The 23,068-nt window shown below is 61.0% G+C and carries 22 protein-coding genes; 21 read left to right on the top strand and 1 reads right to left on the bottom strand.

What is annotated here, in order from left to right; translation table 11 throughout:
- The first annotated feature begins 125 nt into the window (after positions 1–125).
- From cbiE to HFK74_RS14400, 10 genes are all read left to right on the top strand, one after another.
- Entirely contained in the window at positions 126–1,337 is a 1,212-nt protein-coding gene (cbiE, locus tag HFK74_RS14445) for a precorrin-6y C5,15-methyltransferase (decarboxylating) subunit CbiE (RefSeq protein WP_180204077.1), read from the top strand.
- Positions 1,330–2,427 (top strand): cobalt-precorrin-5B (C(1))-methyltransferase, encoded by a 1,098-nt coding sequence (locus HFK74_RS14440; RefSeq protein WP_180204076.1) that lies wholly within the window; start codon positions 1,330–1,332, stop codon positions 2,425–2,427. Before cbiE ends, HFK74_RS14440 begins: the two co-directional genes overlap by 8 nt.
- Complete coding sequence (locus HFK74_RS14435; protein WP_180204075.1) at positions 2,424–3,152, top strand: cobalt-precorrin-6A reductase; 729 nt, start codon at positions 2,424–2,426, stop codon at positions 3,150–3,152. The genes HFK74_RS14440 and HFK74_RS14435 overlap by 4 nt, the downstream gene beginning before the upstream one ends.
- 187 nt (positions 3,153–3,339) lie before the next feature.
- Positions 3,340–3,642 carry a type II toxin-antitoxin system RelE/ParE family toxin gene (locus HFK74_RS14430; RefSeq protein ID WP_180204074.1) on the top strand — a complete coding sequence of 101 codons (303 nt, stop codon included), beginning with the start codon at positions 3,340–3,342 and terminating at the stop codon, positions 3,640–3,642.
- Positions 3,643–3,645: 3 nt separating this feature from the next.
- Positions 3,646–3,936: an addiction module antidote protein gene (locus tag HFK74_RS14425; protein ID WP_008058866.1), complete on the top strand. Its 291-nt coding sequence runs from the start codon at positions 3,646–3,648 to the stop codon at positions 3,934–3,936.
- Positions 3,937–4,033: 97 nt separating this feature from the next.
- The gene (locus tag HFK74_RS14420; RefSeq protein ID WP_180204073.1) at positions 4,034–4,432 is read left to right on the top strand and encodes a DUF2946 domain-containing protein; all 399 of its coding nucleotides are present in this window, start codon (positions 4,034–4,036) and stop codon (positions 4,430–4,432) included.
- A 47-nt stretch (positions 4,433–4,479) separates the two neighbouring features.
- Complete coding sequence (locus tag HFK74_RS14415; RefSeq protein WP_180204072.1) at positions 4,480–4,959, top strand: copper chaperone PCu(A)C; 480 nt, start codon at positions 4,480–4,482, stop codon at positions 4,957–4,959.
- Positions 4,960–4,980: 21 nt separating this feature from the next.
- Complete coding sequence (locus HFK74_RS14410; RefSeq protein ID WP_180204071.1) at positions 4,981–5,427, top strand: DUF2946 domain-containing protein; 447 nt, start codon at positions 4,981–4,983, stop codon at positions 5,425–5,427.
- A 72-nt stretch (positions 5,428–5,499) separates the two neighbouring features.
- Positions 5,500–7,617, top strand: a complete 2,118-nt coding sequence (locus tag HFK74_RS14405) for a TonB-dependent copper receptor (RefSeq protein WP_180204070.1) — start codon at positions 5,500–5,502, stop codon at positions 7,615–7,617.
- Positions 7,618–7,725: 108 nt separating this feature from the next.
- Positions 7,726–9,105: a PepSY domain-containing protein gene (locus tag HFK74_RS14400; RefSeq protein ID WP_180204069.1), complete on the top strand. Its 1,380-nt coding sequence runs from the start codon at positions 7,726–7,728 to the stop codon at positions 9,103–9,105.
- A 109-nt stretch (positions 9,106–9,214) separates the two neighbouring features.
- On the opposite strand, the gene HFK74_RS14395 is transcribed toward HFK74_RS14400, so the two are convergent.
- Positions 9,215–12,640: a hypothetical protein gene (locus tag HFK74_RS14395; protein WP_368738163.1), complete on the bottom strand. Its 3,426-nt coding sequence runs from the start codon at positions 12,638–12,640 to the stop codon at positions 9,215–9,217.
- A 173-nt stretch (positions 12,641–12,813) separates the two neighbouring features.
- Here HFK74_RS14395 and urtA point away from each other — a divergent pair, with 173 nt between their 5' ends.
- The 11 genes from urtA to ureC all read left to right on the top strand — a co-directional run bounded on the left by urtA (position 12,814) and on the right by ureC (position 23,028).
- Positions 12,814–14,079 (top strand): urea ABC transporter substrate-binding protein, encoded by a 1,266-nt coding sequence (gene urtA, locus HFK74_RS14390; RefSeq protein WP_180204068.1) that lies wholly within the window; start codon positions 12,814–12,816, stop codon positions 14,077–14,079.
- Positions 14,080–14,224: 145 nt separating this feature from the next.
- Positions 14,225–15,727 (top strand): urea ABC transporter permease subunit UrtB, encoded by a 1,503-nt coding sequence (urtB, locus tag HFK74_RS14385; RefSeq protein ID WP_180204067.1) that lies wholly within the window; start codon positions 14,225–14,227, stop codon positions 15,725–15,727.
- The gene (gene urtC / locus HFK74_RS14380; RefSeq protein WP_180204066.1) at positions 15,727–16,806 is read left to right on the top strand and encodes an urea ABC transporter permease subunit UrtC; all 1,080 of its coding nucleotides are present in this window, start codon (positions 15,727–15,729) and stop codon (positions 16,804–16,806) included. Before urtB ends, urtC begins: the two co-directional genes overlap by 1 nt.
- Positions 16,803–17,675 carry an urea ABC transporter ATP-binding protein UrtD gene (gene urtD / locus HFK74_RS14375; protein WP_008058879.1) on the top strand — a complete coding sequence of 291 codons (873 nt, stop codon included), beginning with the start codon at positions 16,803–16,805 and terminating at the stop codon, positions 17,673–17,675. The genes urtC and urtD overlap by 4 nt, the downstream gene beginning before the upstream one ends.
- Before the next feature lie 112 nt (positions 17,676–17,787).
- On the top strand, positions 17,788–18,486 hold the full coding sequence (gene urtE / locus HFK74_RS14370) for an urea ABC transporter ATP-binding subunit UrtE (protein WP_008031204.1): 699 nt from the start codon (positions 17,788–17,790) through the stop codon (positions 18,484–18,486).
- 30 nt (positions 18,487–18,516) lie between these two features.
- On the top strand, positions 18,517–19,356 hold the full coding sequence (locus HFK74_RS14365) for an urease accessory protein UreD (protein ID WP_180204065.1): 840 nt from the start codon (positions 18,517–18,519) through the stop codon (positions 19,354–19,356).
- Positions 19,357–19,491: 135 nt separating this feature from the next.
- Positions 19,492–19,794, top strand: a complete 303-nt coding sequence (gene ureA / locus HFK74_RS14360) for an urease subunit gamma (protein ID WP_007937143.1) — start codon at positions 19,492–19,494, stop codon at positions 19,792–19,794.
- 9 nt (positions 19,795–19,803) lie between these two features.
- On the top strand, positions 19,804–20,337 hold the full coding sequence (locus HFK74_RS14355) for a GNAT family N-acetyltransferase (protein ID WP_180204064.1): 534 nt from the start codon (positions 19,804–19,806) through the stop codon (positions 20,335–20,337).
- 6 nt (positions 20,338–20,343) lie between these two features.
- The gene (locus HFK74_RS14350; protein ID WP_180204063.1) at positions 20,344–20,877 is read left to right on the top strand and encodes a GNAT family N-acetyltransferase; all 534 of its coding nucleotides are present in this window, start codon (positions 20,344–20,346) and stop codon (positions 20,875–20,877) included.
- Positions 20,877–21,182, top strand: coding sequence for an urease subunit beta (locus HFK74_RS14345; RefSeq protein WP_140669666.1), 306 nt, complete (start codon positions 20,877–20,879; stop codon positions 21,180–21,182). The genes HFK74_RS14350 and HFK74_RS14345 overlap by 1 nt, the downstream gene beginning before the upstream one ends.
- A 145-nt stretch (positions 21,183–21,327) precedes the next feature.
- Positions 21,328–23,028 carry an urease subunit alpha gene (ureC, locus tag HFK74_RS14340; RefSeq protein ID WP_180204062.1) on the top strand — a complete coding sequence of 567 codons (1,701 nt, stop codon included), beginning with the start codon at positions 21,328–21,330 and terminating at the stop codon, positions 23,026–23,028.
- Positions 23,029–23,068: the final 40 nt, after the last annotated feature.

Here is a 23,068-nt window from a genome sequence, read left to right as displayed (position 1 = left end):
CCGCGATTTCATCGACTGACGACGGGCGAATACAATCGACACCGCGTTATGATGCGCAACCGCGCCGGCCGAGACGGACTTGAGCGCGGTGATGATTTGGCTTTGGTCGATAGAAGAGGAATGGCATGCCCCCTTGGCTGACAGTGGTAGGCATCGGTGAAGACGGCTTCAAGGGCCTGGGCAAGAACGCTCGGCACGCCCTGCTGGGCGCTTCGCGGATCATTGGCGGTCAGCGGCAACTGGATTTGCTGCCGGTGTGCATTCGTGGCGAGCGGCAATTGTGGCCCAGCCCGTTTTCGCTGGCCCCGGTGCTGGAACGGCACGGCGAACCGGTTTGCGTGCTGGCCAGCGGCGACCCGATGTTCTTCGGTGTCGGCGCCAGCCTCGCCCGGCAATTGCCCAGCGATGAAATGCTGGTCTTGCCCGCGCCATCGTCCTGTTCACTCGCCGCCGCGCGGATGGGCTGGCCGCTGCAGGATGTGGTGACGCTGTCGGTGGTCGCCCGCCCCATTGCCGCACTTAATGCGCACTTGTTCAGTGGCGTTCGTCTACTGGTGCTGAGCAATGACGGCCAAAGCCCTGCCGCGATCGCGTCGCTGTTGCGCGAACGCGGGTTCGGGCCGAGCCGCCTGAGCGTGCTCGAACACTTGGGTGGTGAGGCCGAGCGACGCATCGACAGTACCGCCAACGACTGGGCCGACCCGACTCTCGCCGACCTGAACCTGATCGCCATCGAGTGCATCGCAGAACCCAACACACCGCGCCTGTCGCGACTAGCCGGCCTGCCGGACTCCGCCTTCAGGCACGACGGACAACTGACCAAACGCGATGTGCGCGCGATCACACTCGCTCGACTGGCACCGGTTCCCGGCGATCTGTTATGGGATGTCGGCGCTGGCAGCGGCTCCATTGGCATCGAATGGATGCGCGCTCATCCAGGTTGCCGGGCGCTGGCCATCGAGGCCGATGAAGGTCGGCAGCTGTTGATCGAGCACAACCGCGACGCACTCGGCGTGCCCGGCCTGCAACTGATTCGCGGCAGTGCACCGCAAGCCCTGGCGGGACTCGAACGCCCAGACGCGATTTTCATCGGCGGCGGGGTCACCCGTGAAGGCGTGCTCGACGCTTGCTGGGCAGCGCTCAAACCCGGCGGCCGCCTGATTGCCAATGCGGTCACTTTGCAAAGTGAAATGACCCTGATGGCCTGGCGCGAACAGCACGGCGGCGAGCTGACGCGTATTCATATCGCCCAGGCACAACCCCTGGGAGACTTCGACACCTGGCGCCAGGCGTTGCCGATTACCTTGCTGGACGTGGTCAAACCCCTCGATGCGTGACGAAACCGCCGAACAACCTGCCCCATTGCGCAGCGGCCTGACCACGGGCAGCTGCGCCACCGCGACCAGCCTGGCAGCGGCTCGCTTGCTGCTCGCCGGTGTAAGTTCGGACGCCGTGCAAATCGTCCTGCCCAAAGGCAAGCAGGTGCAGATGCGCCTGGAATTCTGCCGATTGATCGACGGCGGCGCCGAGGCCGGGACGATCAAGGATGCCGGGGACGATCCCGACGTGACCCACGGTGCACTGCTCTACTCCCAGGTGCGCCTGCGCAGTGAGCCGGGTACAGGTTTCATTGCCGGGCGTGGTGTTGGCACGGTCACTCGACCGGGGCTGGTGCTGGGCGTCGGCGAGCCGGCGATCAATCCGGTACCGCGCAAGATGATCAGCGATCACCTGGCGCTGCTCGCTGAAGAACTCGACTATCGCGGCGGTTTCGAGGTCACGGTGAATGTCGAGAACGGTGAGGCCCTGGCGTTGAAAACCATGAACCCGCGCCTGGGCATTCTCGGCGGCCTGTCGATCCTCGGCACCAGCGGCATTGTCCGGCCGTTTTCCTGCGCGGCCTACATCGCCTCGATCCACCAGGGTATCGACGTGGCCAAGACCAACGGCTATCTGCACATCGCCGCGTGCACCGGTAACGCCAGCGAAGACACCATGCGCAGGGTCTACAACCTGCCGGAAATCGCCCTGATCGAAATGGGCGATTTCGTCGGTGCAGTGCTCAAACACCTGCGCAAAGTCCCGGTGGAAAAACTCAGCCTGTGCGGCGGCTTCGGCAAGATCAGCAAACTGGCCGCCGGGCACATGGACCTGCACAGCCGGCATTCGAGCATCGATCTGCCGCAACTGGCCGAATGGGCCGCCGCAGTCGGCGCCGATACGGCGCTGCAGCAAAGCATCCGTGAAGCCAACACCAGTCAACAGGCCCTGGCGATGGCCAGCGCCGCAGGAATCGCCCTCGGCGATACCGTGTGCCAACACGCCCTGGACTTTGCCCGCAGCGTGGTGCCGGCGCAGGTTCAGGTTGAAGTGTTTGCCATCGATCGCCAGGGCGGGATTGTCGGCCATGCGGGAGCTTTTCAATGAAGCGCATTCTGCTGCTGGGCGGCGTGACCGAGGCCCTGGCGATTGCCCGGACCCTCGGCCCACGACACATCTATAGCCTGGCGGGTGTCGGTCGAGTGCCGACGGACTTGAATTGCCAGGTTCGCGTGGGTGGCTACGGCGGTGCCGAAGGCCTGGCGCAGTTCATCCGCAATGAGCGGATTGATCTGTTGCTGGATGCGACTCATCCCTACGCCGCCCAGATCAGTCGCAACGCCGCGCTGGCGGCTCGCTTGAGCGGCATCGCCTGCTGGGCGCTGCGACGTCCGGCATGGCAACCACAGCCCGGCGATGACTGGCGCGAAGTCAGTGTTTGGGCCGAGTTGATCAAGGCCCTGAAACCCTTCCGTCGACCGCTGTTCACACTGGGTCGCGAGCCCTTGCAACACCTGGACGAAATTCCGCCCGAGCAATTCTGGACCTTGCGCGCGCTGGACGTGTACCCCGGCAATGACCGCTGCGAAGTGATCGGCGCTCGTGGACCGTTCCAGATCGTTGATGAGCGCGAGTTGTTCGAACGTCGGCAGATCGATGTGCTGATAAGCAAGAACAGCGGCAGCACGGCTACCGAGCCGAAGCTGGAAGTGGCGCGCGAGCGTGGGGTGCCGGTACTGGTGTTGAAGCGGCCGAAGTTGCCGGCGTCAGATCGAGAGTTCGGGTCGGTGGTAGATTTGCTGGACGCCCTAGCGGAGTCGGACTATTCCTGAGACCTGCTGAGCCCTGCGACTTTGCTCACAACACTCTCGGACTGATCTGACTGTCCGCGCCAGGACTCTAACCCTATAGTCCTCTCCCTCCTGATCCTATCAAGCACACCCACCATCCACAGGTGAATGGCCTCGCCTGGAGAAAAGTGTTGCTTGCCACAATGTATCCCAAGGAATACGATTCGAGATGATCGAGTTTGAACGATCACGAGTGTTTGCCGACTGGCTCAACTCGTTGAGGGACACCATCGGCAAAGCTCGAATAATCGCCAGGCTCCGTGCCGCTGAACATGGAAATTTTGGTGATTGTGAATCAGTAGGCGCTGCTGTTCATGAAATGCGTGTTCATTACGGTCCTGGTTACAGGCTGTACTTCACTCGCAAAGATGAGGTGATTTACCTACTGTTGATCGGAGGCGACAAATCGACTCAAAAACGAGATATCAAACGTGCTATTCAAATGGCACAAAACATCGGTAATGAGGAGTAAGTCATGGCCGAACGATTCACCCGTTTTGACGCCGCCGAGTTTCTCAAAACGCCGGAAGAAATGGCGGCTTATCTGGACGCCTGCTTTGAAGAGGATGCTGGCGACGGTGTACTGATACGCGCAGCTCTGAACGATATAGCCCGAGCAAAGGGTATGACACAAATTGCCCGTGATGCCGGCCTGGGACGCGAGAGTCTGTACAAAGCGCTGAGCAGTAGTGGCAATCCGGAATTCGCGACTATCATGAAGGTTATGAAAGCCTTGGGCCTGCGCTTGCATGCCATTGCTGATTGATTGCACTGCGACACCACACCGCACACGGTGTTTTTACTTATCGGCCCTGATCAGGCTAAATAGCCGCGCCTGATCGCCCACCCACCGGATTTGTCCCATGTCCCGACAACGGCTCGCAATTGCCTGGATCGCCTGCTTCGCAGTGCTGTTCAACATGCTCGCCATGCCGATGTCCGGAGCGATGGCGCAGACGGCGAAGTCGCCAGCCGAACAATTGCTGTGGGGCAGCTTCTGCTCGTCCAGCGGCACCAGGATGGTGGCGATTTCCCTGGGCGATATCGAGCAGAAAGCCCCGCAAAGCGACGACCATTCCAACATGCAGCATTGCTGGTGCTGCAGCGGCTCCGCGCCATTGGTGGCGTTGCCCGCACATGAGCCACAACTGTATTACACGCAGTTCGAAGCGAATCGAAGCCTGCCTCCCGCCGCATTCAATACCCCGACACCCCGCCAGCAATGGCCCAGCCTCAACCCCCGTGCCTCCCCTCTGGTGTGATTGTTTCTCGCAATTGATCTGCGTTTTGAATCGCCTGGAGAACTGCCATGTTGAACAGACTCATCGTTCTGGCCGCGTTGCTGCTGCCTGCCTGCTTTGCCAATGCCCACGAATACAAAGTCGGCGAGCTGGAAATCGCTCATCCCTGGTCGCAGGAGTTGCCGCCCAATGCGCCGAACGTCGCGGCCTACTTCGTGATCCACAACGCAGGCAAGACCGCCGACCGCCTGCTCAGCGTCGATTCGCCGATTTCAGGCGAGGCCCAGTTGCATGAGCATCTGATGCAAAACGACGTAATGAAAATGCAGCACGTACCGAACGTGGAAATCCCCGCTGGCGGCGAAGTCACTTTTGCGCCGATGGCCTATCACGTGATGCTGCTGAATCTGAAGGACCGCGGCCTGCTCATCGATGGCAAACGCTTCCCGCTGACCCTGCACTTCGAGAAGTCCGGTGACGTGACGGTCGAAGTGGCGGTGCAGAAGCAGGCGCCCGAGGCCACGCAAAAGCACGCGCACGTTCAGTAATCCGCCGAGCTGAAGCCGCCCATGCGCCCGCCAGGCACCAGGTCATCCGCCCACCGTCGTCAGCCATTGAGCCTGACGCGCGGCAGCTGGATCAGCCTGTTCGCCATGTTGATGATCTTTATCGGCCCGCTGATTTCCCAGTCGATGCCGATGGATCAGCGCGCCTCGATGTCCATGAACATGTCGATGGACATGAGCATGGACATGTCGGCGATGGAGCACGCGGACCACGCCGCACAACCGGATGCCGAGCATTGCCCGCCAGCGTCCGGGCATCACGCAATCTGGGAAAAATGCGGCTATTGCAGCCTGCTGTTCAATTGCCCGGCGCTCACCGGTGGCGGGGCATTCACCGCGTTTGACACCCCGCCCGCCAACTCGTACACCACGCCATCCCCTCGCCTGGGTCATGCCCGGCAAACCTTCTTCCCTGGCGCCCGCACCCGCGCCCCGCCCGTCGTCGCGTAAACACCCACTGCTGGTTTCACACGGTCCTGTAGGAGCGACCGTGTCGTTTACGACTGTTCGATGGAAATTGTCATGTCCAGGATTGCTGCTGTCCCTTGCTTGAGCGCTGCCCAAGCTTCCCTTGCCCTGAACGAATCCAGCATTCGCTTCAGGCACGCCACCGCCATCCTGTGCGGTGCCTTGCTGGCGCCGTCCGCGCTGGCCGATGAACACGCAGATCATGGTGAAGAGCTGAGCCCGACGGTCATCACCGCCATTGCCCCCAGCTCGCCACTGACCATCGTCACCAACCCCAAAGAGCCGCGCCAACCCGTGCCGGCCAGCGACGGTTCGGACTATCTGAAAACCATTCCGGGTTTCGCCCAGGTGCGCAATGGCGGCACCAACGGCGACCCGGTGCTGCGCGGCATGTTCGGCTCGCGCCTGAACATCCTCACCAACGGCGGCATGATGCTCGGCGCGTGCCCCGGCCGGATGGACGCACCGACCTCGTACATCTCGCCGGAAACCTACGACACATTGACCGTCATCAAAGGTCCGCAAACCGTGCTCTGGGGACCGGGTGCCTCGGCCGGCACCATCCTCTTCGACCGCGAACCGGAACGTTTCGGTGAGCTCGGCACGCGGGTGAACGCCAATGTGCTGGCCGGCTCCAACGGCCGGTTTGATAAATTGGTCGACGCAGCCGCCGGCGGGTCATTGGGCTATGTGCGGGTGATCGGCAACACCGCCCAGGCCGACGACTACAAGGATGGCAACAACGACACCGTGGCATCGCGCTACGACAAATGGAACGGCGACGTCGCGCTCGGCTGGACCCCGGACGCCGATACCCTGCTGGAGCTGACCGCCGGCAAGGGTGACGGCGAGGCGCGTTACGCCGGGCGCGGCATGGACGGTTCGCAGTTCAAGCGCGAGAGCCTGGGCCTTCGCTTCGAGAAGTCCAACATCAGCGACGTCCTGGAAAAGCTCGAGGCACAGGTCTACTACAACTACGCCGACCATGTGATGGACAACTACACGCTGCGCACGCCGTCCGGCACTGGGATGATGGCTGGCCCGATGGCGTCGAACGTCGACCGTCGCACCCTTGGCGCGCGAGTCAAGGCCACCTGGCGTTGGGCCGATGTGCAGTTGATCGGCGGCATTGACGCGCAGACCAACGAACACCGCCAACGCAGAGCCATGGGCATCGACACTTACCAGGATCTGCCGTACACCAAGGATGCCGACTTCCACAATTACGGGGTGTTCAGCGAACTGACCTGGTACGCCGCCGAGCGTGACCGACTCATCAGCGGTGCACGCCTGGACCGCGCTTCGGCCAAGGATTACCGGCAAACCATCGGTTCGGGGATGATGACCCGCCCCAACCCGACCGCCGACGACACCCGTGCCGATACCCTGCCCAGTGGCTTCATCCGCTACGAACATGACCTGGCCGACAGCCCGACCACGCTGTATGCGGGCCTGGGCCACACCCAGCGTTTCCCGGATTACTGGGAACTGTTTTCGCCCAATTCCGGCCCCGCCGGATCGGTGAATGCCTTCGATTCGATCAAACCCGAAAAAACTACCCAGCTCGACTTCGGCCTGCAATACAAGTCCGCAGACCTCGATGCCTGGGCCTCGGCATACATCGGCCAGGTACGCGATTACATCCTGTTCAACTACACGCCCGCCATGATGGGCATGACTTCGCAAGCGCAGAACATCGATGCGCGAATCATGGGTGGCGAACTGGGCGCCGCCTACGAACTCACCGAACGCTGGAAAGCCGACGCCACCCTGGCCTACGCCTGGGGCAAGAACAGCAGCGATGGCAATGCCTTGCCGCAAATGCCGCCGCTGGACGCCCGTTTCGGCCTGACCTACAGCGAAGACAACTGGAGCGCCGGCGCACTGTGGAGAGTGGTTGCCGCGCAAAACCGTATCGACCAGAACAAAGGCAACGTGGTCGGCAAGGACTTCGACAAGACCCCGGGTTTTGCCGTGTTCTCGCTCAACGGCGCCTATCGGATCAACCAGCACTGGAAGGTCAGCAGCGGCGTCGACAACCTGTTCGGTAAGGCCTACGCCGAACACTTGAACCTGGCCGGCAACGCCGGTTTCGGCTACCCGGCCAATGACCCGCAAGCCATCAAGGAACCAGGGCGCACGCTCTGGACCAAGGTGGATATGAGTTTCTAGATGCTTCGCGAGCAGCCCGCTCCCCTGTGGGAGCGAGCCTGCTCGCGATCGGTTGCGCAGCAACCGCAAACAAACAACTAAAAGATTCAGCCAAGCGGAGCACACGTGATGAAACAGCCCAAAGTGAATTTCTACAACCTGGCCTGGCGCTGGCACTTCTATGCCGGATTGTTCGTTGCGCCATTCATGGTGATGCTGGCCCTGACCGGCACCATTTATCTGTTCAAACCGCAACTCGACTCACTGATGTACAGCAGCCTGCTCAACGTACCTGCCGGGCACCACACGGTGCCGGCCGATGACCTGCTCAACCGGGTCAAGGCCGCGTATCCACAAGGCACGATCAAACAATACCTGCCGCCGGTAACCGCCGAGCGCAGCGCGCAGTTTGTCGTGCTCAACGGCGGTAACGAGCTGAACGTGTTCGTCGACCCGTACCACGGCGACATCCTCGGCGAGCAAGACGCCAAGAAAAACCTGCAAGCGGTCGCGCGGGCGATTCACGGCGAGCTGATGATCGGCACCGTCGGCGACCGACTGGTGGAACTGGCCGCTGGTTGGGGGGTGGTGCTGGTGGTGTCCGGGGTGTTCCTGTGGTGGCCGCGCGGTCAGGCCGCGGGCATTCTCTGGCCACGCCTGAGCAGTCGAGGCCGTGTGTTGTGGCGTGACCTGCACGCCGTCACCGGTTTCTGGGGTGCTTCGTTGCTGCTGGTGATGCTGCTCAGCGGCATGACCTGGACCGGTTTCTGGGGCCAGCAATACGCCGCCGTCTGGAACGTCTTTCCGGCGGCGATGTGGGACAACGTGCCCAAGTCCGACGTCGAAGCGCGCAGCCTCAACAGTGCCACCCGCCAGACGGTGCCGTGGGCCATGGAAAATACCCCGATGCCGATGTCCGGCGATCACGCCGAACACATGGCCCATGGTGCAGCGCAAGCCGGCCCGGCCGCACCGACCATCAGCCTGCAGGACGTGCAGGACATCGCTGTGCAACGCAAGGTCGAGCCTGGCTACAGCATCACGTTGCCGACCACGGACACCGGCGTGTTCACCATCGCCGTGTTTGCCGATGACCCGCGCAACGACGCCACCCTGCATGTCGATCAGTACACCGGTAACGTTCTTGCCGACGTACGCTACGAGCACTACGGTGCCGTCGCCCGCGCCACGGAAATCGGCGTAATGCTGCACGAAGGCAAGATGTTCGGCACGCTCAACCAGATCATTGTCCTGCTGATCTGCCTGATGATTTTTCTCAGTGCGGTCAGTGGCGTGGTGATCTGGTGGAAGCGCCGTCCGCAAGGCAAGTTCGGTGTCCCGCCGCTGCGTCACGACCTGCCGAAATGGAAAACCGCGATGGTGATCATGTTCGCACTGGCGGTGGCGTTTCCGCTGGTGGGCGCTTCGCTGGTGGTGGTGTGGCTGTTGGATCGTGTGCTGTTGTCGCGATTCACCCGACAAACTGAATCGGCCTCGTCTTCATCATGAAGTCGAGATACGCGTACCTGTAGACTTGGGGTGCCCGCAGCCATTGCTGCGGGTGTTCTTTTGAACCAGCGCGCTGACCGGATGCCAGGCGGTCAGGCTGCTGACACGGTTACAACTCATCCCGAGTATGTTGGGCGGATACGTCGGGAACCTGTTGACGTATGATTTTCCAATCGGTTCCCAGTCGCCCGGCCTGGCGCCAATAACCGCCGGCCTTCAACACTTCTAAAGTACTGCCGTTAGCCAGCCTGGAAATGAACGCGTCGAACGACAACACGGTGGCCCATTGATCATTCGGAGGTTGCACCAGTTTTACTGCAAGCAGCGCTTGCTCCGCTATCGAATAGGTCGGCAGGTACTTCAGCAATGCACCGTCGCGTGTCGAATAGTAGAACGCCGTAATATCAAAGCCTTTGTTTTTCAAGAGCTGCGTGTGCGAATGAATCGACTCGGGGGAAGCGAAATTGTCAGCGTCAGCATTTGATCCCGACTGAACAATCTGATGACTGGCCATCCATTTGTAGTTATCAGGCAAGCGCGGCAATCGAGTACCGGGTGAAACTGAAACGTCGCTCGCCGTGCGGAAGATCAACTTGATGGCATCCTCGGGATCACGCGTACCCGCGAGGGGCTCCATGCCAACGTACGAATAGGTATCGGGTTTGGCCAGGATTGCGCTTGTACACGCCGCGCCTATGTTGAATCGTGCCGCTCGAAGCTGAACATAACGAGCTGCATCGTCAGGATGATGAAACATTGGCCCAAACGGCAGCCTGGACTTGCTTGCCCACCTTGCTTCGACGGACACAGACGGCATACCAGCAATCCAGTCCTGCCCAACCTCACCCGAACGGGACCAGTAAGCGCTGGTCAACAGCACCTCCAATTTCCCCGCAGCCGCCATACGCCGAATGTAATCCGTCAGTTTGAATGAGCCGCGGTTGATATCGTCCTGATCGCGTTGAGCCTGCGCCGTTGTCGCGAACGGATTGTCCCTGACCTGAACCTGACCAAATTTGTCCCGATACTCAACCGGATCGAATGGCGCGAGCTCAAGACGTAGCAGTGCGCCGTCGCCACAGGAAAAATAAATCGGCCTGTACCCATTGGACGTTCGGGCGCTGTCGCGCGCCAGACTCACGTCCATGGGTGAAAAGAAGTGTCGGTAATCATCATCCGACAATCCCGGCGGCGTAGCAGCTGCACACAGGATGAGCCCACTGTCCACGAAGCGGTAAGGCAATACACCGGGGAAGACACGGTCATACGCCAACCGTGAGTTGTGCACACTCACGGGCAGCGTCGCGAGGAAAGAACCGTCGTGGGCATTGCGCAGGATAAATCCAAAACCGAGTGATGAGCGACTACCGGCCTGTTCATGCGCCAGACGTGCGGCATCCTGCTCCTGGATGCAGACCGCGCTATAAGCCGGTCCCACCAAGGCCCTTGGGTAGCCCGTCGTGTGGGGCGTTGTTTGATACGGTTCAAATTCCGTGACTTCGCGAGCCGCCCCCCAGAGACGACTTCCTGTAACCACTTTCAGATACCCGGAATTGACCAGCTTTTTAACCCACGCCGTCGGCGTCAAGGTACCGGCATGGATCTGCTCTTTGATCCAGGTGGCATCCAGATCACGAGCCGGTTTTCCCGACAGGCTTATCGCAATGGCCAGATCGGCGCGGATACGCTCCCAAGTACCGATCCGGTAACGGATAGTCGACCCATCTGGCGCAAACAGGTATTCATCGAGCAGCCGTGTTCTCCTCATGAATGCGGTGTAGATGGAATCAACAGAGAGCATGTTGCCATAGAGCTCTTTGTCGGCGGCGGATAGCAGGACAGGTAAGGCGCGCTGAACCCTTGAGCGATAACGTGCAACGATCGTGCAGTCTGGTGGAAACTGGCCGAGTTCTATCGCAGCATCCGAAAAGATCCACGTTGTATCAAAGTCTTCCCGGGGAATGTCGACAGGATCAGTGGCCAAGTACCTTCCGTCAGAGCGTTGGAGAATCAGACCACCGAATGCGCTTGTCGCGCTGGCAGGCACTTGCGAACGCGCATGCACGGCGGCGTCATCCGCCGTCAGGAAAAGTGGACCGAGCGAACGACGCTGCAGGTTCTGGCTCGGCGCCCAGCGGGTGTCGACCAGCCCCTTCCTGTCCCAGCAGGCACTGGTGCGCAACACCTGCAACTCATCGTGACGGGCGACCATCGTGACAAAATCGGTTGCGCTCGACACGCCCTTGGCCAGATTTTTTTGAATGACCTCCAGGCCCATGTTCGGGACGTCGTTGTCGAACAGCGGCGTGTCCGGGCGCGGAACATACTTCAGCAGTGCGCCGTCCGGCGTCGACACGTAGAGTGATGCCGGAACTCTGGCCCCGATGGCTGGGCGTTTTTTTGCGTTGTAGACCGCGACCCATAGATCCTTCGGAACAATGAAATGCTCGGCCAGCCAGCGTCGGGAGGCATCGCGCTCATGCTTGCCCCGTTGGCGCGAATAGAAATAGGAGTGAGGGGTGAATGACTCGGGATAGGCATATTCCCCGGATCGGTTATACCGGAACACACTGCGTTCGAGGAAAAGCTTGTCTCTTGGAAAACTGACGGGAACCAGTTCTGAAGCGACATATTCTTCTTTGGCCTTGTGTTTGAGAATGAACCCGAACCAGATCTGTCCTTCATCACGTTGTAGGGTGTTTCGGCCATAACGATCGAGTGCCGCTTCATCGGCTGACTGGAAAACCGCACCCAATGACACTCTCTCCGGTACATTGCGCTGCCAAGGGCCGGGAACGACGTGCTCCGTGACTGCCCCCCGAGGTCGCCAGCGCCCGTTGCTGATAATGACCTGCAAATCACCCGCGGCTATCGCCTCTGTCACCAGTTGTTCAGGTTTGACCACTCCCGTTTCCAGATCGAGGGCAAGCTTGCCGGGCGATTGGCTGGTGCCCAGTTGTTTGAGCAGAGCCGACGAGCCCGGGCTGCTGGCGGGGGTGAATCGGATCAAACTGTCTTCGGCCCCCGACAGGTAGCCCGGGCCGGTTCCGAGGAGTTTGCGCAGCTCTTCGGCACTGAACATCAGCAAGCTCGTCGTCGCATCCTCGATGGACCATTTCAGCTGGGCGACCTTGTCTGTATCGAGTGTCGAAAGCGCTGGGTGAGAGTAAAACGAACCACGCAAGACATGATTGTCGGGGGTAACCTGGTGATGCCAACTGACTGGTTTTTCCAACAACACACTCACCACGTACCGTTGATCATTTCGCTGATAAATATAGCCGTAGTATTCGCGATCACGACGACGGCCTACCTGTTCGTGGGCATAACAGGCGGCGTCGTCCATCGAAAGAAAGGTCCGATCCGAAACAGTCAGTTTTGATTCAGCGATTATCCATTCGTGCCCTTGTGGTTGTTCGTCCATGAGGGGGTACTCCATTGAGTCATGATTGAGCACCCACTGTTGCACTGAGAAGAACGCCCATGGCGGTACATAGTTACTCTTCTCCCTGGCGTCGGCACCAATGCTGCGCACACAGGCGCACCTGCCTTGCAAACAGGCCCCAGTCTGGTGCGCGCGCGAACCCGCCGAAGGCTCTATCACGAGTTTTCCCGGCCTTTGCCGAACAGGCACACCCCTTGCTAAAGACCCTTCAGTAGTCCGCATCTGCCAACCAAGAAAACTCATAAGTTCATGGAGATCGCACAATGAAGCGTCGCAGTTTGATCAAGGCTTTCACACTCACGGCAAGCATTGCCGCGATGGGCATGACCTGGACTGTCCAGGCCGCCGAGACCATCAAGGTCGGTATCCTGCATTCGTTGTCCGGCACCATGGCGATCTCCGAAACATCGCTCAAGGACATGGCGCTGATGACCATCGACGAGATCAACGCCAAGGGCGGCGTGAACGGCAAGATGCTCGAAGCGGTGGTGGTGGACCCGGCGTCGAACTGGCCCCTGTTCGCTGAAAAAGGCCGGCAGTTGCTGACCCAGGACAAGGTCGCCGTGGTGTTCGGATGCTGGACGTCGGTGTCACGTAAATCGGTGTTGCCAGTGTTCGAAGAACTCAATGGCCTGCTGTTCTACCCGGTGCAGTACGAAGGCGAAGAGATGTCGCCGAACGTGTTCTACACCGGTGCCGCGCCGAACCAGCAGGCGATCCCCGCCGTGGAATACTTGATGAGCGAAGAAGGCGGCAGTGCCAAGCGTTACTTCCTGCTGGGCACCGACTACGTCTACCCACGCACCACCAACAAGATCCTGCGCTCGTTCCTGCATTCCAAAGGTGTGGCGGACAAGGACATCGAAGAGATCTACACCCCGTTCGGTCACAGCGATTATCAAACCATCGTGGCCAACATCAAAAAATTCTCGGCTGGTGGCAAAACCGCCGTCATCTCCACCGTCAATGGCGACTCCAACGTGCCGTTTTATAAAGAGCTGGCCAACCAGGGTCTGAAAGCTACCGACGTTCCGGTCGTGGCGTTCTCAGTCGGTGAAGAGGAGTTGCGCGGCATCGACACCAAGCCGCTGGTGGGCAACCTCGCAGCATGGAACTACTTCGAGTCGGTGGAGAACCCGGCCAACAAGAAGTTCGTCGCCGACTGGAAAGCCTACGCGAAGAAACACAACCTGCCGGGTGCCGACAAGGCCGTGACCAACGACCCGATGGAAGCCACTTACGTCGGCATCCACATGTGGGCGCAGGCGGCTGAAAAAGCCAAGTCCACCGATGTCGACAAGGTGCGTGAAGCCTTGGCTGGCCAGACCTTTGCCGCACCGTCCGGCTACACCCTGACCATGGACAAGACCAACCACCACCTGCACAAGCCGGTGATGATCGGCGAGATCCAGGCCGACGGTCAGTTCAACGTGGTGTGGCAGACCGAAGGACCGATCCGCGCCCAGCCGTGGAGCCCGTTCATTCCGGGCAACGACAAGAAGCCGGAATATGCGGTGAAGAGCAACTGAGCCCATGGATGCCGGGCCCGGGTGATTCGGGCCTGACACAACACCTGTAGGAGCTGGCTTGCCAGCGAAGCTTTTGGTGTCAATCAATCCGCTTTCGCTGGCAAGCCAGCTCCTACAGGGTCCGCGCATGACCAGGACATTTGCTATGCCCACTGCCTTTTACCGCTTTATCCTCACCATCGCACTTCTGTTGCCGATGGTCACTTTTGCCAGCGACGCCGAAGACTTCGTCGCCGCCAATCCCATGCAGCAGGCCAAACTGCTCGAAGCATGGGCCGCGCAGCCTGATCCTGCGCGCATCGAACTGATCAACGCCCTGCAACAAGGCGAACTGACGGTCGATGGCCAGCCGAAAACCCTGCGCCTGAATAACCGCCTGCGGGGTCTGATCGACACCGCCCTGGCCAGCCACCAATTGCTCGCCGCCGACGCCAAGACCCGTCTGGGCGCTGCGCAGCAATTGCAGAAAAGCGCCAAACCCGCGCAGCTGAAATTCCTCGACCAGCAACTGGCTGGCGAAAAAGATGAAAGCGTTCACGCCGCGCTCAGCCTGGCCCTGGCCAACCTGCAACTGGTGGACAGCGATCCGGCCGTGCGCCTCGCCGCTGTGCGCCTACTCGGGGAAACCGGTGATCCCCTGGCCCGCACTCGCCTGGAAAGTCTGCTGGAACCGGGTGTCGAAGCCGACGCCAACGTGCGCACCGCTGCCGAAACCAGCCTGGCCCAGGTCAAACGCAAACTGCTGGTCGGCGAAATGCTCGGCCAGGCCTTCAGCGGCATGTCCCTCGGCTCGATCCTGCTGCTCGCCGCCCTGGGACTTGCGATCACCTTCGGTCTGCTTGGGGTGATCAACATGGCGCATGGCGAAATGTTGATGCTCGGTGCGTACTCGACCTACGTCGTGCAGCTGATGTTCCAGCGCTTCGCCCCGCAAGCCATCGAGTTCTATCCGTTGATCGCGTTGCCCGTGGCATTTTTCGTCACGGCCGGGATCGGCATGGCGCTGGAGCGCACGGTGATTCGCCACCTCTACGGTCGCCCGCTGGAAACCCTGCTCGCCACCTGGGGCATCAGCCTGATGCTGATCCAGTTGGTGCGCCTGGTGTTCGGTGCGCAAAACGTCGAGGTGGCCAACCCGGCGTGGTTGTCCGGCGGGATTCAAGTGCTGCCCAATCTTGTGCTGCCGTACAACCGCATCGTGATCATCGCGTTCGCGCTGTTTGTGGTGGTGCTCACCTGGCTGCTGTTGAACAGGACCCGCCTGGGTCTGAACGTGCGCGCCGTCACCCAGAACCGCAACATGGCGGCCTGCTGCGGCGTGCCCACCGGGCGCGTGGACATGCTCGCCTTCGGCCTCGGCTCGGGCATTGCCGGCCTCGGCGGCGTGGCGCTGAGCCAGATCGGCAACGTCGGCCCGGACCTCGGCCAGAGCTACATCATCGACTCGTTCCTGGTGGTGGTGCTCGGCGGCGTCGGGCAACTGGCCGGTAGCGTGCTCGCCGCGTTCGGGTTGGGCATCGCCAACAAGATTCTCGAACCGCAAATCGGTGCCGTGCTCGGCAAGATCCTCATCCTCGCGCTGATCATTCTGTTCATCCAGAAACGTCCGCAAGGCCTCTTCGCACTGAAAGGACGGGTGATCGACTGATGAACCAGCCCCTGATGCTCACGGCCAGCCAAAAGGCCGGCCCCAAAGTCACGATCGCCGTCGGTGCGGTGATCCTTGCCTTACTGTTGGCGTTGCCGTTGCTGTCATTGTTGTCGCCGGACAGCGTCTTCCATGTCTCGGCCTACACGCTGACGTTGGTGGGCAAGATTCTGTGCTACGCCATCGTCGCCCTGGCCCTCGATCTGGTCTGGGGTTATGCCGGCCTGTTGTCCCTCGGCCATGGCCTGTTCTTCGCCCTCGGCGGTTACGCCATGGGCATGTACCTGATGCGCCAGGCCTCGGGCGATGGCTTGCCGGCCTTCATGACGTTCCTGTCGTGGAGCGAATTGCCCTGGTACTGGGCCGGCACCGACAGCTTTCTCTGGGCCCTGTGCCTGGTGGTGCTGGCGCCGGGTTTGCTGGCGTTGGTGTTCGGCTTCTTCGCCTTCCGCTCGCGGATCAAGGGCGTGTATTTCTCGATCATGACCCAGGCCCTGACCTTCGCCGGCATGCTCCTGTTTTTTCGCAACGAAACCGGTTTTGGCGGCAACAACGGCTTCACCAACTTCCGCACCATACTCGGCTTTGGCATCACCGAACCGGGGACCCGCGCAGTGCTGTTTTTCGCCACGGTGCTGCTGCTGGTGGCGAGCCTGTACATCGGCTGGCGCCTGGCGCAGAGCAAGTTCGGCCGCGTGCTGACCGCACTGCGCGATGCGGAAAATCGCTTGATGTTCTGCGGCTATGACCCGCGCGGATTCAAGCTGTTCGTGTGGGTGTTGAGCGCGGTGTTGTGCGGCCTGGCCGGTGCGTTGTACGTGCCGCAGGTGGGCATCATCAACCCGAGCGAAATGTCGCCGACCAACTCGATCGAAGCGGCGGTCTGGGTAGCCCTCGGTGGTCGCGGCACTTTGATCGGCCCATTGCTTGGCGCCGGCGTGGTCAATGGCATGAAGAGCTGGTTCACCGTGGCGTTCCCGGAATACTGGCTGTTTTTCCTCGGCGCGCTGTTCATCATCGTGACCCTGTACCTGCCCAAGGGCGTGATCGGTTTGCTGAAGAAAAGAGGTGAACAATGAGAGTCACTGCAAGCGCTGAATTCATGCTCGAACCGGCATTTTTCCCGCCCCTGGAACCGAACCGGGACGCCGGCAGCAGCCGCGATGCCATCGGCCTCGGCCAGCGTGCCGGCAAAGGCTTGAACACGCGCCACGGTACCATCCTGACCCTGGAAGACATCAGCGTTAGCTTCGATGGCTTCAAGGCGTTGAACGACTTGAACCTGTACATCGGGGTCGGCGAGTTGCGCTGCATCATCGGCCCTAACGGCGCGGGCAAGACCACGCTCATGGACGTGATCACCGGCAAGACCCGCCCCACCCACGGCAAGGCCTGGTTCGGCGAAACCCTGGACCTGACGCAAATGAGCGAAGTGCAGATTGCCCAGGCCGGCATCGGCCGCAAGTTCCAGAAGCCGACCGTGTTCGAAGCCTTGAGTGTGTTCGAGAACCTGGAGCTGGCGCAGAAAACCGACAAATCGGTGTGGGCCAGCCTGCGGGCACGCTTGAGCGGCGAGCAGAAAGACCGTATCGCCGAAGTGCTCGACACCATTCGCCTGACCGCTTCGGTCAATCGTCCCGCCGGCTTGCTGTCCCACGGCCAGAAGCAGTTCCTGGAAATCGGCATGCTGTTGATGCAAGACCCGCAGTTGCTGCTGCTCGATGAACCGGTGGCCGGTATGACCGACGCCGAAACCGAATTCACCGCCGAACTCTTCAAGACCCTGGCCGGCAAGCATTCGCTGATGGTGGTGGAACATGACATGGGGTTTGTCGGCTCGATCGCCGACCATGTCACCGTGTTACACCAGGGCAGCGTGCTGGCCGAAGGGTCGCTGGAGCAGGTGCAGGACAACGAACGGGTAATCGACGTTTATCTCGGTCGCTAGGCCTGCAAATAAAGAACCTGTAGGAGCTGGCTTGCCAGCGAAGCTTTTGGCGTCCATCAGTACGCCTTCGCTGGCAAGCCAGCTCCTACAGGGGATTGGGGAGAGTTTGAACATGCTACAAGTCGACAAGCTGCACCAGTACTACGGTGGTAGCCACATCCTGCGCGGCCTGACGTTTGACGTGAAGGTCGGCGAAGTCACCTGCCTGCTCGGCCGTAACGGCGTGGGCAAGACCACCCTGCTCAAGTGCCTGATGGGCCTGCTACCCGCCAAGGAAGGCGCGGTCAATTGGGAGGGTAAGCCGATCACCACGTTCAAGCCGCACCAGCGGGTGCATGCCGGCATCGCCTACGTGCCGCAAGGCCGGGAAATTTTCGGCCGCCTGACCGTGGAGGAAAACCTGCTGATGGGCCTGTCACGATTCCCGGGCTCCGAGGCGAAAGAAGTTCCGGCGTTCATCTACGAACTGTTTCCGGTGCTGCTGCAAATGAAGCAGCGACGCGGCGGTGACTTGTCCGGTGGCCAACAGCAGCAGCTTGCAATCGGCAGAGCCCTGGCCAGCCGTCCGCGCCTGCTGATCCTCGATGAGCCCACCGAAGGCATCCAGCCGTCGGTGATCAAGGAAATTGGCGCGGTGATCAAGAAACTCGCGGCGCGCGGCGACATGGCGATTCTGCTGGTAGAGCAGTTCTACGATTTCGCCGCCGAACTGGCTGATCAGTATCTGGTGATGTCCCGTGGCGAGATCGTGCAGCAGGGCCGTGGAGAAAACATGGAAGCCGAGGGTGTACGCGGTCTGGTAACGATCTAATCTGTGGCGTCCCGGCGATAATCAGAAAATATGAATTTACCTCTTCCCACTGCCCTGTTTACCCCGAGCTGGCATGCCGAGCTGGAACTGGGCTATGCCCGATTTGGCGACAGCACGCGCCCTGTCCAACGACGACACAAAGGCCCGCTGCGGGTGCAGAAGCACCTGTATGCAGAAGGGCCCGAGGTGTGCCAGCACATCATCGTGCATCCACCGGGCGGGATTGCCGGCGGTGACCGGCTGGACATCAGCGCCAGCGTCGGCCACGCGGCGTGGGCGCAAATCACCAGCCCCGGCGCCGCCAAGTGGTATCGCGCGGCAGCGCCGGCTTATCAGAAACTCGACCTGAAGGTGGCCCACGGCGCGACACTGGAGTGGCTGCCACAGGAGACGATCGTCTACAGCGATGCCCGCGCCGAGCTCAGCACCTCCATCGAGCTGCAAGGCGATGCACGACTGTTCTACTGGGACGTGGTGGCGCTGGGTCGCCCGGCCAGTGGCGAGCGCTTCGACCTCGGGCATTTCCAGGCGCAACTGGATATCCGCCGTGATGGTCAGTTGCTCTGGCATGAACGCCAGCGCATCGTCGGCAATGACGGTTTGCTCGATTCGCCGATTGGGCTGGACGGGCAACCGGTGTTTGCCACGTTGCTGGTGACTGGCGAGATTGATAGCCAATTGCTGGAGCAATGCCGTTCGCTGCCCAATGACGTGCGCGGGGATTTGACTCAGTTGCCGGGGCTTTTAGTCGCCCGTTGCCTGGCCAGCGAAGCCTTGTTGGCACGCGGCTGGATGATCGATTTGTGGCGATTGCTCAGGCCGGCGTTGCTCGGTCGTGAAGCCGTCCCACCCAGAATATGGAGCACCTGAAATGCGATTCCTGTAGGAGCTGGCTTGCCAGCGAAGCCTCTGGCGTCAGTGAGCACGCCTTCGCTGGCAAGCCAGCGCCTACAAATGATGCATTTACAGTTCCGAACTTTTTATCTGCCCAGATGGATTTCTACGATGGACCTGACCCCACGCGAAAAAGACAAGCTGCTGATCTTCACCGCCGGCCTCGTCGCCGAGCGGCGTTTGGCCCGCGGCGTGAAACTCAATTACCCGGAGGCCATGGCCTACATTTCCGCCGCGCTGCTCGAAGGCGCCCGCGACGGCCAGACCGTAGCCGAGCTGATGCACTACGGCACCACCCTGCTCAGCCGCGAACAAGTGATGGAAGGCATCCCGGAAATGATCCCGGAGATCCAGGTCGAAGCGACCTTTCCCGACGGCACCAAACTGGTCACCGTCCACCAACCGATCGCCTGAGGCTGCACCATGACTTACACCATTCGCGATGCGGTACACGCCGACCTGCCGGCAATCCGTGACATCTACAACGACGCCGTGCTCAACACCACGGCGATCTGGAACGAACAGGCGGTCGACCTCGGCAACCGCCAGGCCTGGTTCAGCGCCCGGCAATCCCAGGGTTATCCGATCCTGGTGATCGTCGACGGCGAGAACAGCGTACTGGGCTACGCTTCGTTCGGTGACTGGCGACCGTTCGATGGTTTCCGCCACACCGTCGAGCACTCGGTCTACGTGCGCAGCGACCAACGCGGCAATGGCCTTGGCCCGAAACTGATGGATGCCCTGGTCGAGCGCGCCAGGGCCTGCGGCAAACACGTGATGGTCGCAGCCATCGAAAGTGGCAACGCCGCCTCGATTCGCCTGCATGAGCGCATCGGCTTCGTGATCACCGGGCAGATGCCTCAGGTGGGCACCAAGTTCGGTCGCTGGCTGGACCTGACCTTCATGCAACTGACCCTCAATCCTGGCGCGCAACCACCGACCGCCAGCAAGGAGTGATACCCGATGAACCCCGCCCAACTGCGACGCGTCAACGTTGAAAGCTTTGCGCACTATCGTCAGGGATTGATTGACTTGCTGCTCGATGCCGTCGGTTATGGCGCCAGCGTCGGCTTCATGGCCAACCTGGATGCCACGCAGGCCCGCGCATATTTCGATGAAGTCCAGGAGAACCTGAACAAGGGCAACGTGTTGTTGTGGGTGGTGGTCAAGGACGAACAAGTGCAGGCCAGCGTACAGTTGACCCTGTGCCAGAAAGCCAATGGCCTGAACCGCGCCGAGGTGCAGAAATTGCTGGTGCGCGAGCACGCGCAGCGCCGCGGCCTGGGCCAGCAATTGATGGCGGCGGTGGAGCAGGCGGCCCTGCAACACAAACGCGGCATGCTCTACCTCGATACCGAGGCCGGCTCCCCGGCTGAAGACTTCTACAAGGCGCTGGGCTACACCCGCGCCGGTGAAATCCCCGATTACGCCTGCGACCCGAGCGGCCGCTACAAGCCGACAGCCCTTTACTACAAGATTCTCCAAGGAGCTCATTGATGATTCCCGGTGAATACCAGATCCAGCCCGGCGACATCGAACTCAACGTTGATCGTCGCACTGTCAGCTTGAAAGTGGCCAACAGCGGCGACCGTCCGATCCAGGTCGGCTCGCATTACCACTTTTTCGAAACCAACGACGCCCTGACCTTCGACCGCGCCGCCAGCCGCGGCATGCGCCTGAACATCCCCGCTGGCACCGCCGTGCGCTTCGAACCGGGGCAGAGCCGCGAGGTCGAGCTCGTCGACCTCGCTGGGCATCGCCGGGTGTTCGGGTTTGCCGGGCGGATCATGGGTGACCTGTAAGTTATGTAGTGCCTGCACCGGCCTCTTCGCTGGCAAGCCAGCTCCTACAAAAGATCCCCAGCCATGCACCCTGTAGGAGCTGGCTTGCCAGCGATAGCGAGCAACGCGAGCGGTCTCGAAATCAATTGAATCCCAAGGCAAGCCCATGAAAATCTCAAGACAAGCCTACGCCGACATGTACGGCCCCACCGTCGGTGACAGGGTCCGCCTGGCCGACACCGAGCTGTGGATCGAAGTTGAAAAAGACTTCACCACCTACGGCGAAGAAGTGAAGTTCGGCGGCGGTAAAGTCATCCGCGACGGCCAGGGCCAGAGCCAGCTGCTCGCTGCCGAGGTCGTTGACACCCTGATCACCAATGCGCTGATCATCGACCACTGGGGCATCGTCAAGGCGGACGTCGGCCTCAAGGACGGTCGCATCGCCGCCATCGGCAAGGCCGGTAATCCCGACGTTCAGCCCAACGTGAACATTGCCATTGGCGCCAGCACCGAAGTGATTGCCGGTGAAGGCATGATCCTGACCGCCGGCGGCATCGACACCCACATCCACTTCATCTGCCCGCAGCAGATCGAAGAAGCGCTGATGAGCGGTGTCACCACCATGATCGGTGGCGGTACCGGGCCAGCCACCGGCACCAATGCCACCACTTGCACCTCCGGGCCGTGGCACCTGGCGCGCATGCTCCAGGCCGCCGACGCCTTCCCGATGAACATCGGCCTGACTGGCAAGGGTAACGCCAGCCTGCCCGAGCCGCTGATCGAACAGGTCAAGGCCGGCGCCATTGGCCTCAAGCTCCACGAAGACTGGGGCACCACCCCGGCCAGCATCGACAATTGCCTGAGTGTCGCCGACCAGTACGATGTGCAGGTAGCGATCCACACCGACACCCTCAACGAGTCGGGCTTCGTCGAAACAACTCTCGCCGCGTTCAAGGGCCGTACCATCCACACCTACCACACCGAAGGTGCAGGTGGCGGCCATGCCCCGGACATTATCAAGGCCTGCGGTTTTACCAACGTGCTGCCGAGTTCGACCAACCCGACCCGGCCCTTCACCCGCAACACCATCGACGAACACCTCGACATGCTGATGGTCTGCCACCACCTGGACCCGAGCATTGCCGAAGACGTGGCCTTCGCCGAAAGCCGCATTCGCCGCGAAACCATCGCGGCCGAAGACATCCTTCACGATCTCGGCGCGTTCTCGATGATCAGCTCCGACAGCCAGGCCATGGGCCGCGTCGGTGAGGTGATCACCCGCACCTGGCAAACCGCCGACAAGATGAAAAAGCAGCGCGGCCCGCTGCCCCTGGACGGTGAGGGCAACGACAACTTCCGCGCCAAACGCTACATCGCCAAGTACACCATCAACCCGGCAATCACCCATGGCATCAGCCATGAAGTGGGCTCGGTGGAAGTGGGGAAATGGGCGGATCTGGTACTGTGGCGCCCGGCGTTTTTCGGCGTAAAGCCGACGCTGATCCTCAAAGGCGGTGCCATTGCGGCCAGCTTGATGGGCGATGCCAACGCGTCGATTCCGACACCGCAACCGGTGCACTACCGCCCGATGTTCGCCAGCTACGGTGGCTCTCTGCACGCCACCAGCCTGACGTTCATCAGCCAGGCGGCGCAGGAGGCCGGCTTGCCCGAAACCCTGGGTCTGAAAAAGAAAATCGCCGTGGTCAAAGGCTGTCGTGATGTGCAGAAAACCGATCTGATTCACAACGACTACCTGCCGGACATCGACGTCGATCCGCAGACCTATCAGGTCAAGGCCGATGGTGTACTGCTGTGGTGTGAGCCGGCAGATGTGTTGCCGATGGCGCAACGGTACTTCCTGTTCTGACAATGGGATCAGCACGCAGGAACCTGGCGCGCCAGGTTCC

It is taken from the genome of Pseudomonas sp. SbOxS1 (assembly GCF_013416725.1).
GTDB lineage: Bacteria > Pseudomonadota > Gammaproteobacteria > Pseudomonadales > Pseudomonadaceae > Aquipseudomonas.
This window is presented reverse-complemented; position numbering and strand designations above follow the sequence as displayed.

Coding starts and splice junctions, on each gene's coding strand:
- HFK74_RS14400 (WP_180204069.1), top strand. CDS start 7,726: ATGAAACAGCCCAAAGTGAATTTCTACAACCTGGCCTGGCGCTGGCAC.
- HFK74_RS14420 (WP_180204073.1), top strand. CDS start 4,034: ATGTCCCGACAACGGCTCGCAATTGCCTGGATCGCCTGCTTCGCAGTG.
- urtD (WP_008058879.1), top strand. CDS start 16,803: ATGAGAGTCACTGCAAGCGCTGAATTCATGCTCGAACCGGCATTTTTC.
- urtB (WP_180204067.1), top strand. CDS start 14,225: ATGCCCACTGCCTTTTACCGCTTTATCCTCACCATCGCACTTCTGTTG.
- HFK74_RS14350 (WP_180204063.1), top strand. CDS start 20,344: ATGAACCCCGCCCAACTGCGACGCGTCAACGTTGAAAGCTTTGCGCAC.
- ureA (WP_007937143.1), top strand. CDS start 19,492: ATGGACCTGACCCCACGCGAAAAAGACAAGCTGCTGATCTTCACCGCC.
- HFK74_RS14365 (WP_180204065.1), top strand. CDS start 18,517: ATGAATTTACCTCTTCCCACTGCCCTGTTTACCCCGAGCTGGCATGCC.
- HFK74_RS14425 (WP_008058866.1), top strand. CDS start 3,646: ATGGCCGAACGATTCACCCGTTTTGACGCCGCCGAGTTTCTCAAAACG.
- HFK74_RS14415 (WP_180204072.1), top strand. CDS start 4,480: ATGTTGAACAGACTCATCGTTCTGGCCGCGTTGCTGCTGCCTGCCTGC.
- HFK74_RS14440 (WP_180204076.1), top strand. CDS start 1,330: ATGCGTGACGAAACCGCCGAACAACCTGCCCCATTGCGCAGCGGCCTG.
- urtC (WP_180204066.1), top strand. CDS start 15,727: ATGAACCAGCCCCTGATGCTCACGGCCAGCCAAAAGGCCGGCCCCAAA.
- HFK74_RS14355 (WP_180204064.1), top strand. CDS start 19,804: ATGACTTACACCATTCGCGATGCGGTACACGCCGACCTGCCGGCAATC.
- HFK74_RS14435 (WP_180204075.1), top strand. CDS start 2,424: ATGAAGCGCATTCTGCTGCTGGGCGGCGTGACCGAGGCCCTGGCGATT.
- HFK74_RS14430 (WP_180204074.1), top strand. CDS start 3,340: ATGATCGAGTTTGAACGATCACGAGTGTTTGCCGACTGGCTCAACTCG.
- urtA (WP_180204068.1), top strand. CDS start 12,814: ATGAAGCGTCGCAGTTTGATCAAGGCTTTCACACTCACGGCAAGCATT.
- cbiE (WP_180204077.1), top strand. CDS start 126: ATGCCCCCTTGGCTGACAGTGGTAGGCATCGGTGAAGACGGCTTCAAG.
- HFK74_RS14345 (WP_140669666.1), top strand. CDS start 20,877: ATGATTCCCGGTGAATACCAGATCCAGCCCGGCGACATCGAACTCAAC.
- HFK74_RS14410 (WP_180204071.1), top strand. CDS start 4,981: ATGCGCCCGCCAGGCACCAGGTCATCCGCCCACCGTCGTCAGCCATTG.
- HFK74_RS14405 (WP_180204070.1), top strand. CDS start 5,500: ATGTCCAGGATTGCTGCTGTCCCTTGCTTGAGCGCTGCCCAAGCTTCC.
- urtE (WP_008031204.1), top strand. CDS start 17,788: ATGCTACAAGTCGACAAGCTGCACCAGTACTACGGTGGTAGCCACATC.
- ureC (WP_180204062.1), top strand. CDS start 21,328: ATGAAAATCTCAAGACAAGCCTACGCCGACATGTACGGCCCCACCGTC.